The sequence below is a fragment of the Hymenobacter sp. genome (genome assembly GCF_036388155.1).
Taxonomy (GTDB): Bacteria; Bacteroidota; Bacteroidia; order Cytophagales; family Hymenobacteraceae; genus Hymenobacter.
The window spans coordinates 37,090-50,997 of sequence record NZ_DASVSI010000048.1 but is presented as its reverse complement, the minus strand read 5'-3'; the positions used below and the strand labels follow the sequence as shown (position 1 = coordinate 50,997).

The 13,908-nt window shown below is 65.5% G+C and carries 6 protein-coding genes; all 6 read right to left on the bottom strand.

The window, feature by feature from the left end; translation table 11 throughout:
- Positions 1-21 precede the first annotated feature (21 nt).
- Entirely contained in the window at positions 22-1,395 is a 1,374-nt protein-coding gene (locus tag VF629_RS07160; RefSeq protein WP_331057778.1) for an ATP-binding protein, read from the bottom strand.
- On the bottom strand, positions 1,386-6,296 hold the full coding sequence (locus VF629_RS07155; protein ID WP_331057789.1) for a contractile injection system tape measure protein: 4,911 nt from the start codon (positions 6,294-6,296) through the stop codon (positions 1,386-1,388). The genes VF629_RS07160 and VF629_RS07155 overlap by 10 nt, the downstream gene beginning before the upstream one ends.
- Positions 6,297-6,303: 7 nt before the next feature.
- Positions 6,304-8,859, bottom strand: a complete 2,556-nt coding sequence (locus VF629_RS07150; protein WP_331057777.1) for a hypothetical protein — start codon at positions 8,857-8,859, stop codon at positions 6,304-6,306.
- Positions 8,860-8,861: 2 nt separating this feature from the next.
- On the bottom strand, positions 8,862-9,734 hold the full coding sequence (locus VF629_RS07145) for a hypothetical protein (protein WP_331057776.1): 873 nt from the start codon (positions 9,732-9,734) through the stop codon (positions 8,862-8,864).
- 78 nt (positions 9,735-9,812) lie between these two features.
- Entirely contained in the window at positions 9,813-13,469 is a 3,657-nt protein-coding gene (locus VF629_RS07140) for a baseplate J/gp47 family protein (RefSeq protein WP_331057775.1), read from the bottom strand.
- 12 nt (positions 13,470-13,481) lie between these two features.
- Positions 13,482-13,907, bottom strand: coding sequence for a GPW/gp25 family protein (locus tag VF629_RS07135; RefSeq protein ID WP_331057774.1), 426 nt, complete (start codon positions 13,905-13,907; stop codon positions 13,482-13,484).
- Position 13,908: the final 1 nt, after the last annotated feature.

Here is a 13,908-nt window from a genome sequence, read left to right as displayed (position 1 = left end):
CCAGTAATGAGTAACAGCAAATTATTTATTATTACTATACAAAGTTTTGCCATCCTTTGCTAATTCTCGCTCGCTGCCTCGCCTTATGTCAGCAAGACTCATAGCACGCCCTTCTTGTAAGCTGGCTAGTACGCAGTAGCGCAATACGTTGATAATAGCCCCGCCAGCCAGCTTGTACTGCTCGGCTAAGTCGGAAAACTTCACGTCTTGAGCTACTCTGACTGCCCCGCCAAAGGCTTGCTGCCACAGCCGCTCGCGCTCCTCAGGGCCGGGCAGCGGGAAGTGCACCATGGCCTGGAAGCGGCGGCTGAAGGCGGCGTCCAGGTTGCCTTTTAGGTTGGAGGCCAGCAGGACCACGCCGGGAAAATCCTCGATGCGCTGGAGCAGGTAGGCTGTTTCTTGGTTGGCATGGCGGTCGTTGGAGGAGCTGGCTTCCGTGCGTTTGCCAAACAGGGCATCGGCCTCGTCGAAGAACAGAATCCAGCGGCGGCGAGCGGCAGTGTCGAATACGCGGGCCAGGTTCTTTTCCGTCTCGCCGATGTACTTGGACACTATCATGGAGAGGTCGACGCGGTAGACGCGGTGGCCGGTGGCCTGGCCCAGCAGGCAGGCGGTGAGGGTTTTGCCGGTGCCGGGCGGGCCGTAGAACAGGGCCCGGAAGCCGGGCTTGAGGTGGCGGCGCAGGTGCGGGTCCTGCATGATGTCCTTCTGGTGCACGAGCCAGGTTTTGATTTCCTCCAGCTGGTCAAGCACCGTGTCGTCGAGCACGAGGTCGGCCCAGGTGAGGGGCGTAGTCACGCGCTGGGCGGGGAAGTCGGGGCCGTACTGCGGGCTGGTGCGCCGGCCGGTGGTGAGGCGGGCCAGGGCATCGGGCGGCACGGTGAGGGCCCCGCCCAGGGCGGGCTCGCCGGGCTCAGTGGGGGCGAGGTGCACGAGGCCGGCCGTGGCCAGGGGCGAGGTGCTCCAGAGGCGGGCCTGGTGGGGCAGGCGGGCGGTCAGGTCGTCGCCGGCCAGCAGGAAGAGTGCGGTTTCGCCGGTGGGCAGGAAGCCGGGGTGGTGCTTGCCCCGCAGGCCGCCAAACTCGGTGAAGGCGCGGTCGTAAGTGGCGTTGCGGGCGAAGAGCGGGTCGAGCAGCTGCGGGCGCAGGTGCGGGGCCAGCGCCAGGGCCAGCACTAGGCGCTCGGCCCAGCCCAGCTTTTTGCGGGCCACCACCTGGCCGTAGACATCGGTCGGGGCAGGTGGCAGCTCGGGGGCGGGCAGGTCTTCCACGGCGGCCACCGGGGAGCCGTGCTCGAAGTAGAGCTTGAGGCGGGCATCAAGCACGGCCGCCAGCCAGTCGAGCTCGCGGGCCAGGGTCGCGCCGAGGGCGGCGGGGGAAGCAGGTTTTAGCGCCATGTTACGTAGAGGGGCAGGGGCATCCAGGGCAATTTGATGAGGGCAATGGACCAGGGGCGCTGGTCGAGCAGGATGTCCACGGTTTTGGTTTCGAGGATGAGCGTGACCCGGTCATCGGCCCACACCAGCTTGCCGCCGCGCTGCAAGAAAGTTTCGCGCAGGCCCGCGAGGCTGGTGTTTTTGAAGGCGCTGCCCCACTGGGCCATCAAGGCTCCGAGCAGGCTTTCGCCGGTGGCTTTTTCGTCGTCGGTCAGGGGCAGCTCGCGCACCAGCGGCAGGGTGCGGCCCACGCCGCACAGCAGCTTGTTGAGGGTGAGCAGGTGTTCGGGCGGCTGGTCTTCGCCGGTGGCCAGAAATTGCAGCAGGTAGGCGGCGCGGGTGGTTTGCTCGATGCTTATGAATTGCTTTTCTGCCACGTAGCCCAGCCGCTCAAACAGCGTGGTGAGGAAGGGCCACACCAGCACCAACCCGGCATTGGCGATGTATGTGGCGGCTTCGGGCTGCAATTCGGGTGGCAGGGGCTTGGGGCGCATAAGGGGGCGTGGGCGCGCCAATGGTGGGGTAGCGGCAGCCGGTGCCGCCGGCGTAATCGGTGCCGCTTTTTCGGTCGGCTTCAGCAGGGCGGCCAGCAGAGCGGCAAGGTAGCTGAATAGCCGCAGGTGGCTGCGCTGAATCAGGCGCAACAGGCGCAGGGCCTCGGGCACCGACTGGCCATTGGGGGCGAAGGCCAGCCCGGCGGCCGTCCGGAGATGGCCTGCTGCCCCCAAGCCGGGCTTGCCAGCGGGCGGGCGGCCCGTCAGGGCGCTTTCGCCGCGCACCAGCGCTTCTACCAACGCGGCGGCTCGGGCGTGGGCTGGCAAGGACGCTTTGGCCGATGTCAGGGCCAGGACGGCCACCCACAAATCGGCCGGCGATTTGCCAAACTGAACCAGGCCGACGGTTTGCAGCCGCAGCCAATCGCGCACGATGCCGGCCAGGGCCTGGTACGCCGCCGGTGCTAGCCACCGCAGCAAGGACAAAAACTCCGTGGTCGACGGCACCACGGCGGCCAGCCGGTGCCGGGCCGTAGTGCCGTCCAGATAGGGCCGCAGGCGCGCTCGCAGGCCGGCATCAGGGGCCCGCAGCAAGGCCCTTATCAACTCCCCGGACTGAGCACCGGAGTGGGCGGCGGGTAGCTGGCCCGTGCGCAAGTAGTGCTCCAGAATGTCGGCCGCAAGCACTGCCGCTGAACTCACCTGCCAGCTGGCGGGCAAGTGTATTGGCCGTGCGGACCACAAAGTTGCTTTGTCTGAGCTAGTCGGGTCGGTGGCAACAGCCGGAGCAAGCCGGGGCGTAGGCCGGGGACCAGGGGCGTTCAGGTAGTGCCGGAGCAACAACGCAAAGAAAGGGTCAGCGGCCAGGGAAGGTATCTGACGCAGCAAGTGGCCCACGCGGTGTAGACTACTTCGCCACGACAGCCCCGCGGCCGTGGCCGCTTTGCGAATGAGGCCCAGCTGGGTGCCCGCTGCTGGGCTGGCTAGGGTAGCGGCTAGGTAAGCTTCGCGCAGAAACACGTGAAACCGCGACTGGCTGCCGCCCGGCAGGGCCCGCAGCAACTGGTCGAGGCGAGCGAAGGCGGGGCGTAGCAGCTGGCGCTGCTGGCGGCCCGGCCCGGTAGCTGCCGTCAGGGTGTGAAGCAAGCTAAAATCAGCCAGTTGGGCTAGCCGGCGCCGCACGGAGCTTTGGAGCGCGTGGCGCTTCAAGAAGGCTTGCGTGAGCGGCTGACGAGCCGTGTGGGCCAACGTGCGGCGCAGTGCCGCCGGGGCCGGGGCCGCGCCCTCCCACCACGGAGATTGGCCGTGCAACAGGTAATAAAACAGCCCTTCCTGCGCCGCTTCCACAGGTGGCCCCGCGGCGGAAGCCTGAGTCGTTCGTAGTGGGCTGGCTGGCCCGGCGGCCTGAACAGGTGCTCCTGGAGCCTCTGTAAAAACGCCACCCGTCGCAAGCTGTTCGCCCGGAAAAGTGCCCGAAAACGCAGCCGTACCAAAGTGCCCGGCTAGCGGCTGGCCAGGGGTAAAGGCCCACAGCCGGGCGAAAAAAGACGTGGCGGCCAAGGCCGGTACCCGCCGCCGAAGCCGGGCGATTTGCTCCAACAGCGCCCGCCAGGGCAAGCGCTGCCTGGCCGCCTGGCCCTGGGCATCGCGCCGGGAAAAGGACCCGCCAGAAGCGGGCGTATGAAACGAGAGAAAAGCCACCTTCAGAAACAGTAGTCCCGCGGGTACCTGGGTGGTGTCGGCGCCCGCCAGCGCGTCGAGCGCCGCGAGGGCCCGCCGCCCCACCGGCAGCTGGCCAGATGCTCCGGCCGGCGTCGGAACGAGCTGCGCCAGTTCCACAAACGTGGCCAGGCGGGCCAGCCGCCCGCCCATGGCTCCCGCGGCCGGGCCGTGGCGGCGCAGCACGGCTCGCAGCGCTCCCGGCTGCTCGGCGAGTACCAGCTTGAACATGGTCCGCCTCCTGGCGCTGCTGCCAATGGCGGCTCCGCTCAGCAAATGGGCCAGCAGCAATTCAAAGGCTTCTGCCGGCCGGGTGCCGGCCGGGCGCCACGATGCAGATGCCTGAAAGGAAGCGAGCGACACTGCTGTAATCGGCAACAGGCAGAAAGCAGGAATTGTGGACCGGCTTTGCAGGCCGCTTGAATGGGGCTTTGAATGACTAGCGGACTCGTATCCGGTCGCAGCGGAAAATGGGGTTGTGCTTTCCGTTTGGCGGGGGCCAAAGCCGAGGGTTGAGGGCGTCAGCCCACGCACGTGGTTGCGCTGCCCAAGGTCTTGCCCGCTGCTGAACTCGCCCCCAGAGGCAGCAATTTGTTGCAAGGCCGGTCGCTCGGTCCGGGAAGCCAGGTCTTCGCTGTTTTTCCCGGTTGCGAGGCCCAACGGCTGCCCCGTAGACGCCAGCCGCCGGCTGGCAGCATTGAGCAACCAGGCAAAAAAGGGGACTTGTGCCACCCCGGGGTGCCGCGCCAGCCGCCGCAAAAGCCACACCCGCACGGCGCGGGCCGGCAGCTTATGGCTCTGTAGCATTGGCCAGGCCTCAACCGCAGCCAGGGCAAGGGGCTGCCCGTTGCCCTGCAAGTGAAAATACAAGAAGGCCGCGCGCAACCACCCTTGCGGCGGATGGGCCGTCGTGGAGGTGTCGTTGGCCAGCAGGCCCGCCAGCGCCTGGGCTGTCGGGCCTGCCAGGTACCACGGCCGAGCGGTTCGTGCTTTCGTCACGAGTGCCACCAAGCTATCGAAGTCCAGGAGCATTCCGATATGGCGCAGCACGGGAGCACTGGCCCGATGCTGCCGCAGAAAGGCTAGTAAGGGCTGCGCGTCTTGCTGGAGCAGCCGATGCAGGGTTTGGCGCATCGCCTGCAGTTGCCCGGCTTGCAACGCTTCGCGGCTGGAAGCTCCGTGTAACAAGTAGGTGAAAAAAGCAGCGCCGCTGCTGACTGGGTCAGCTTCGCCCGCGCCGTTTAGCGGACCCACCGCCCAGTCACTTGCCGCTGCTGAAGTTGCGTTGTCAGTGGATGAGGCGGTCAAGGCCAATAATTCCGGGTGCTGAGGCAGCCACCGCTGCACGGGTCCGGGGGGGCGGGCCATCCGCTCGGTGTTTAGCAAATGCCGTAACCCTTCCTGCCACAACTTCTTCTCGTACACGGATTGGCTGTTGGGGGGCCAGCGGGCCTGCGTCGTCAGTTGGGACAGCAGCGTCAGAAAGGCGCGGGTTTGGCCCGGCGCCAGCAGGTGCACGAACTGCTGGCTAATGGCCAATGGAAACCGGTGAGCCAAGGAATATGCCGCAGCGTCATATCCAACTGGTTGCATCAGCCGGTGCAGAGCGCCGCGCCCCTGCCGCAACACGCCGGTTAGCTCGGTGCTCAGCTCGTCCAGCGAGAAGTGCGGGTCCCACGTGTGCGGCAAGTAGCCCAAGCGCAAATAGTGCGTGAGGGCCGAATGGGCCGTGGTCCCCTGTTGTTCGAGTTTTCCCTTGGAAGCCGCCGGGGTTGACTCTACCCTGGCCGCTGCATTGGCTGGATGGGCCTCTCGCTGCAGCGCTTGCAAAGTGGTGGTCAGCGTGGTGGGCGCTAATTGACCCACCAGCGTTGCGGCGAGCCGCTGCAAAAGCTCGTCGTAGACCAGGTTATAATGTGCGGCCATTCCGCGGAGTTGCTTTTCCAAAAAAGTTTGGCGAGCAAATGAAGTGTGCCACCGCAAGAGCAGGTCGGCCAGCACCAACTCGTACACGACTACCCGCAAATCGGCTTCCGGAATGGGAAGCAAGGCATGGCGTTGGTGCGTGGCCAGGGTCTGCGCAATGTAGTCCTTGATAAAAGGCGCGTGAACGGGTTCCAGTAGCCCAATGAGCAGCCCCAGCGTAGCATCGCTGAGCTGGCGGGCCAGGCGCTGGCGCACGGCCTCGGCGGCGCCCACGCGGCGCAGCAGCTCCCGCAATGCGCCCGGCCGGTACCGCAGGGCCTCGCGCAGGGCCTCGTTGGCGTCAAAGTGCGGGGCCGAGGCGCTCCAGGGTAGGGCGCCGTGCAGCAGAAAATAGGCCAGCGGGTCCAGCGGTTCCCCGGGCGGCACAGGTGACTGAGCCGAACCAGCCGGCAGGGCGGCCAGGGCCGAGCGCAGGGCTCCGCGCAGCGCCTCGGGCAAGTCTTTCTCCAGCCGGTCGGGGGCCAGGGGCGGCACCACCACTACCAATTGGGCGAGTCGCACCGCCGGGCCGCCGGGGGGGTAGTGCCCAAGTTCTTCAGCCAGCACGGCGGCTAGCTGGTCGTGGTGAAGGCGGCTCAGGCGCTCGGGCAGCTGGCGGGCCGGCGGCGTATTGGGCGCGTGCAGCTCGAAGCGCACTTGCTGGATGGTGGCGGTGGGTCGCATCAAGGCGCTAGAAAGTAGCCTTGGCCAGGTGCAGCTCCACAAAGGCGCGCACTTCGTCCTGAATGACCCGCAACGTGGGGTCGGATTTGCCCGTGGCGTTGAGCAAGCCACTGGCGGGCACGAGCAAAGTGTACAAGGCTTCCCACTCGCGCATCTCCGGGTAAGTTAGCCACACCAGGTTCAGCAGGACGTGCGCCGGAGTGTACTGCTGGATGAGGTATTCCAAGTAAGCCCGGGCCTCGGCGTAGTCACCGGTAGTGCCGGTGGCGCGCTGGTCGTAGGCGGGAGCGTAAGCCGGCAGAAACGCCGTGATCTGGCAGTGGAAGAAGTCGAAATCTCCCGCTTGCGCTTCGCCCACGGCATCAGACTTGGGCCAGGGTTTGAGCACCAAGTGGTCCAGCAGACTCACGCGCACCAATTGGGCACCCAGTTCCTGCACATAGTGGCTCAACTGAGAAAACAGGTCGGCCGAAGCCTGGGGCTGAGGGCCACTGGGGGCTTTGGGTTCGCACAGCCATTCGGCTTCGGTAACCGCGGAATGGGCCGGCAGGGAGGTGGTGGCTTCAGCAGCGGCTGGCGGCCCGGGACGAAGCAGCCCGCTGGGGGAAGCGTGCCAGCCGGGCAACTGTAATTGGGTCCGGAAGGCGGCCAACACTTCCGGAAACGGCACGGAGGGAGGCCGGTCCAACTGCAGTCGCAGCCGGGGACGGTCGGCGGAAAGAGCTTCTTCGGATTCTTGCCACTGCACCTGACTTTCGAGTTGGGCCAGTGCTTGCTGGCGAGCCCAGCGGCGGGGGATGGATTCGAGGCCGGTGAGCAGGAACAGGAAAAACTCCACCCCGGATTCGGCCTCGGCCGTGGGGGTGGGAGCGGCCAGCAGGGGCAGCCGGGCCCGGGTGCGGTTGTAGGTAGCGGGGTGCAGGTGGGTCAGCAGCCGTTCGTAGGCGGTGATCAGGTATTCCTGGACGTGTTCGTCTGCAATTTCGGGAGGCGCCTGTAGCTGCACAGTATAGCCAAACCGGGCCAGCAGATGCGTAAGCAGTACATAACGCCGGTGCAGACGGCCGGGTCGTTGCTCCGCCGTCGGCCGCAGGGCCCGCGCGTAGGCATTGAAGCCATCGGCCTGGTAGGCCTGCCACCGAGCGACCGCCGCGGAGTCCTGGCCCCAGGCCTCCTCAGGCGACACCGTTGTGCCGCTCAGCAGCGGCGCCACAAACGGGACGTCGTAAAGTAGGGTGTGGTCGGTGGCTTTGGCCGGGGAGATGGAGAAAAACTGCCCTGCATTTTCCAGCCGGGAGCAGAAGTCGGCCATGACCTGCTCAAAGTGCAGCAGATACCCTTTCAGCTGCATGATCGAAGCGCGCTGCTCGGCGTCCGCTGTTACCGGTGGCCCCTCCGGCCCCACCCCGTAAAGGGCCGGGAACAGGTGCTGCACAGAATCGTAGCGGCCGAAGTGCTGGTAGGTGCCCTTGGGGTTGACGAACTGGCGCTGCTCGAGCAGCTGGCTGGTGGCGCCCCCCACGTACCGGGCGCCTTGCAGCAGGCGCTCAAATTCGTTGAGCACCAAGCTCCGGTTGAGCCGCAGCGGCACCCCCAGCTGGCTGGGCACGAGTCGGTCGTAGCTCGCCGCTGCTTGCAGTTGGGGGATCATCCCGTCGGGTACTTGTACTTGATCGGCCTCCACCGTGCTGCCGTGGTCACCCGCGCAATGCAGCCGGAGCTGACCCAAATGCCGGACGCCATCCACCAGGGCAATGCGCCGAAGTAGAGCGCTGATTTCCACGATGGGCCGCCGCCGAGGCAACGCATCCTCCATCAGCAGACGATTCGCGGCCACGGGACCGGCGAAGATGTCTTCCGCGGCACGCCCCTGCGCGCTCAGCAAGTGCAGGCTGGCGGAAGTGGGCTGTGGGGCCAGGGCTTCCGCCAGGGCGGCCAGCACCTGGGCCAGCACCCGTTCGGCGTGGTAGCCCGGCAATAGGTCCAGGCTGCCGCTCACCGTGATGGCCAGGGGCCGCAAAATCATGGGCCGGGCAAATACTTCGCCTAGATTGCGTAACGTGTGGAGGACCTCCCCAAACTGAATGCTGAGGCGTTCTAACTCTGCTTCCTGCGCTGATTCGTAGAAGGACGGGTGAAGCTCCAACTGTACTTGATGGTGCCCTGGGGCCCCGGGCTGGCCGTCAACCCCGGGGAGTGGGCTCACCCACGCATTTTTTATGGTGTGAGGGAACAAGTCCAGTAGCAGACGCTCGTAATCGCGACACGTCATTGGGTGGGTGGCAAAGGCCTCGTGGGCCGGCACGAAAGTGCCCGGCGGGTCCCCGCCCGCGCCAGTGGCTAGTAGGTCCGGGATGGGTTGACTGGCCCGGGAGCTTAAGTCGGTTAACACGTAGCAAAGAGCCTCCAGGATGGTCACGCCGGGGTCGTGCAGGTTGTAATCGGTCCACAGTTGGCCGCTCAATCGCTGCAGCAAGGCCAGTCCCTCGGCGCGGAGTTGCCCAAAGTCTTGCCCCGGCGGCAAGCCTTGGTCGTGCTGGATGGTATCAAACGAAGGCGCCACGACTACGATGCTTGCGCCCTGGGAGCCAATTGGTCTTCCTGCCCCGGCAGCGGTTCGCCGTGCCCTGGACACGAGTCGCCGAACAAGTGCGTGATGTGGTACACAATGCAGCTGCCGGCGCCAAATGAGCTGGCCGTGCGCATCTCAAGGCCATATTTATGCAGCTCGCCGGTCCAGCGAAATTGAATTTTCTGAAACCAGCCCCAAAACCACGCATTCTTGCGAAATATGCGACTATTCGACTTTCCAAAGGCGCTGAGGGCCGTCGCGTGCGTGAGGGCGTAGCGACCACGGCCCTTGGCGCCACTGGCGGCCGCCACTATTTCGAAGGCATGCAGGCCATCGAGGTTGGTCAAAATGGGATGCCACTGCCCGTCGGCGGGGACCTCCGTGCGCGGGTTCTGCGGGTCATCGGCGTACGTACCGACCCGGCCGTGGCTGGCCACGTAGCCGCGCACATCGAGTTGCTGCTGCGGATCGGTGGTGCCAATGCCCACGTGGCCGCCCGCGGCCAGATGCAGGCGGCTTGTGCCCGTGCGGGCGGCATCCGGCGCGTCGGCCAAGGCTTGGGCTTCCGAAAAGCTAAGGCTGGAGGCTTCTGCGCTGGCCGGGGCCAGCTCGACAAACCACGCCGGGTTGTTGGCGTCAACGTCGCCAAGGGTGGGATAAAAGGAGGCCAGTCGATTTTGCTCCTTGTCGGCCGCCAGTTGCAAGCCGTATTCGGGGGCCAGGCTGAACCCGTCGTCCATCGGGTTTACGGCGGAGTCGATGAGGCTGGCAAAATGCTGCTCGGTGGGCATGTTGCCACTGAGGAAGTACCCTTTCAGGACTTTGCGGCTGTGCACGTTGGTGGGTTTGGAAGAGGTAGAGGCCATGAATTTAGGAGGGCTAGAAACGTCAAAAAGCAACTCGGCAGCGGCGGGTTACGGAAGTGAATAAAGGATGGGTGCCCCTCAAAAGGGATCGGCAACAATGAATCCGCCCCCCACGCGCAAATCGCCAATTCCCGTCGTGACCGCGACTTGGGTCAGGTCAGCCGGCGCGAAACTGCCTTGGCGTTCGCTCAGCAGGTGGAAGGGCGCGGGCGCAAGCACCGCCCACGGCACCGAAGGGCGCACCTCGGCTTGCGCGTATGCCGCGGTCGCGGAGTCGTAAAATCGATGAGTTCCTTCAATAAGGGCGGTTTTCACCAAGGAAAGACCGGTGACGGCCGCCACGTAAGGCTGGCGGTTCAGGTGGGCAAGGACGTTGGACATGGTCACGTGGTGGTGAAAACCGCCGCGTTGCGGGTCCTCCTGCCGCCAGGGGGAGAGCACCTGCGCCAGCTGCAGCTGCAGCTGCTGGGGATAATCGAGGCGGTTTTCACCCGGTGTTGGCGGCTGGAAGATTACCAGGCAGCGCACCTGGATGAGTTCGTACGTGGCATTGCGCACCTCCAGCTGCACCGCAGGGGAAACCAGCGGTTGGAGGGCCTGGCTCATTTCGATCAATTTTCCCGCCCCAAACAATGGCAAGGTCATGCCCGGTACGGCGTCGGCTTGGGGCAGCACCACGAGCACGAGGTGGCCCGGCACCCGCTTCCCCGGCAACTGCCCCGCTCGCAGGCATTTGGCGCTGTGCACTTCCGGAAATAGCTCCAGGATCAAATGTTCATAGTCGGTGGGCGTAGCCGGCCGGTTGCGATGGCGCAGGCGCTCGCTCACCCGACGGTAGTAAGCCGCCTCGTCCTCGGCGGGGCGCCCACCAAACGACGGGAGAGGCTGTTTGACCGTTCCAATCTGGGGGACGGAGCCGCTCAGGCGCGTGAGGATGCCGGCTGGCAGCGAATCCCGCTGCAGAGGGGAGGCAAGGCCTGGGGTTACCCGCACCGCCCGGACCAGCTGCGTATGGATGGCCCTGACGGGGCCAAAGCTATCGGCCCCGGCCGCGACCGTGGCTCGCAGCCAGCACAAGCTCCCCGGTAATTGCCGCGATTCGGGGAGCAGGTCGGCGGGCAGCTTTACTTCCACGGCGCAGCTGCTGGCAACGCCCGCCAGCCCGTTGGCCAAGTGCGGGGCCGGCGCGATGGGCACCCACGAATCCTGGTGCAAATACGCCCAGTGGACCGGGGCCAGTGGGCGTTTGGCGGAGCCGTCCTCGCCCGCCTGGGGCAGAGTGAGTTCAAGCACTACGCTGACGATTTGACCTTTGGCTTCCTCGGTTAGGCCCACAAAGAGAGTGCCCTCGTGGGGAAGTTCAGGTAAGAGCCCGACGGGGCCTGCGGCAGGCTCACCGGCGCCAAAAGGGTGCAGGTGGAAGAATTGGGTTCCGACCACGGCAGGACCGCGGGAGGGAAAAGTAACTTCTTCCAAACCGTAACTTATTTGCAGCTTACGGGCGAGCAACACAAACGGCGGCCCCGGCAGGGGCTGCGGCTGCTTGGGGTTGCGGGCGTTGTGATGCGCCGCTTCCACCAGCGCCGTGGGATAAGCATCGGCGCCGAAGCCCGCCGCGGGTGCGACCAGCTTCACGCGCAATTGCCCGGCCTCGGCGCCGTCGAGGTATCCCAGCTGCGGGAGGCGTACCGTTGTGGTAGCGGCCAGGGGCGAATGAGCGTACGCCGGTGCAAATAAGGGCTGATCGGCGGCCGTACCAGCGCCGGTGCACCAGCGTCCTCCGTCCCGGTAGGCGGTGCTGATGCGGAAGCTGTCGTTGGTGAACGGTAACCCGTAACCCGAATAATAGGCGGCAAACCCTTGCGGGGGTAGATGTTGCCAGGCAAATTCCAGCTTCACGTGCTGGAGGTTTTTGCCCCGCAGTTCCGGCGCTTCGATCAGCAGGTAGTCGCCCGCACGGGCCTGCGACCCAAAAGGAGCGAAAGGCGTGGCCTCGTCAACCTCGCCCAACGGGTTGCGCAAGGCAACTGCCGCCACCCGATCAACTTCGATGCCCAAGGTGATGGACGCAGGAAGCAGTACGGCAAAAAAACTATACGCATAAGCCGGGCTGTAGCCGTTGAGCACAAACCGCAGCACGGGCCAAGTGGTGGCAAAATTACCTTCGTGGCAAGCGGCATCGTAGCCGCTGGTGGCGGGTTGATTAGGCCCCAGCGCCAGACGCCAACACACGGACTGAGTGTCCTCTTCCAACACCACGTGCTGAACCGTGAGCGGGCACCAGCCCTCAGGCCCCGTCACTTCTACTCGAAAAGTGGCCGCCAACAGCATCTCACCCGCCCGCCCTAAATCCTGCTGGGCGTTTTCCAATAACTGCCGGAATGAGGCAAAGCTTGCTGCTGCCGCCTGCACCCGCACGGTGATGGCCCGGTGGCCACTCGGCAGCTCCAGCGCCGGTCCGGCCAAAGCCCACCCCACCCGGGCGTCGGGCAGGGTACGGTCGGCCGGCTTGCGACTGCCCTGGTCTTCGCCGAAAAGGGGCCACCCGGCTCCCGCCGCCGCTCCCGGCCCCCGGCCGGCGTCAGGGTCAACCCAACCCGACGCGTAAATGCCCGTTACTGGACCCTCCGCATCCGGCCCCGGTTGGAGCTGCCGAGCCACGTACTGCGTGGCCAGGGCCGCCACGCGCCAAGAGGCTAAGCCGGCGTCTTCGGCCGTAGCGAACTGGACCTGCTGGGCTGTGTCTTCCCCCTCCACCAGCGTACCCGCCGGCAGCCAATGAGTGGCCACCCCCGCTACCAAGCCAAAAGCCAAGTACGTCTGGTCCGGCACGCTGGCGCGCGCCCTGGTGCGCAACACCTCCCCATAGTAATGGTTGAGGTGTCGACGCGGAATGTCGTTCAGTTCCCGCTGCGCGTGCCGGTACAGTTCTAAAAAGGCGACCAGCAGGGCGAGCTCAGGGCGGTGGTTGGAAAGCTGCAAGTCTGCGGCCAGAGCCTGCTTGGCCACGCCCGCCAGCAATGTCTGTTCGCGGTGCAACTGCCAAAGCACTCCCATCAAGTACGACGTATCGTCGCCTTCCAAGTTGTTGGGAGCGGGAAAAGACTGCGCTGGAGCCCCCGTGCTCGGCGGTTCCCCAATCCGTGCCAGGCCATCCAACTGCGCGAGGAGGGCGCTGGTGAGTTGTACGGCAGGGTTAATGAGCGTTTCGGCTGCGCGAAGCCGCTGCTCACGCTCAGCGGCTTCGCGCAGCTCCGGCGCCGCGCGCCGCAGCATAGCCGCCAAAGCTTCAGCAAAATGGTGGTGCTGGTCACTGTGCTGGTGGGCCGTGGCCCACCCAATGAGCGTGAGCGCTTGGCGGCGCAGCAATTGCAGCAGCCGCTGGTGCGCCCCGCGTTTGGCGCCTGCCGGGGCGGCGGCGTCAAGCAGGGGGCGCAATTCGGCCGCATAGGCTTGGGCCAAGCCCACGTTGTTTTGATCGGCCACCACCGCCAGCAGCAGCAAGCTGCGTTGCCGCGACAAAGACCAGGAACCACGCGGGGTGGGCCACGCGGAAGTTTCGTAGAACAGGAAATGTTCCGAAAGGCGGGCCACGTACGCCAGCAGCTCCGGCAGGCTGCGGCCGTCGAGCTGCACCAGCTCGGGCCGGAGTGCCGCCGGCAATCGCTCCGTTTGCGAAGTGCCGCCGCTTCGAAAGCGGCGCTGCCCCGCTATCGCGTCATTCGGTTCTGCCATGATGGGCGCTCGCTAGGACGAGGGGAGCAGCGTGGCCTCCTGCAGGTAAAAGGGGAACACCACGTTGTTGCGGCTGTTAAGGCCCCGAATCACGTAGCTCACGTCCAGGCGCAATATGCCGCTGGCCAAGTCGCTGATGTCCGTCCGTACCTGGTCCACGTTGATGCGGGGCTCAAAGTGGAGAATGGCGTCTCGCACCTCTTCCTCCAGTCGGGCCAGGGTGGAGCTAACGGGCAGTTCAAACAAAAACTGTCGCAGGGCACAGCCATACGTGGGCTGCATCACCCGCTCGCCGGGTTCGGTGTGCAGCAGCACGTACAGACTTTGGTGGATGTCCTCCGCTTCCCGCACCAGGGCCAAGCCCTTGGTTGCGGGATCAAAACGGGGAGGGAAGCTCCAGCCTTGCCCCAGAAACGAAGAGTTTAGCGCGTCCATCATC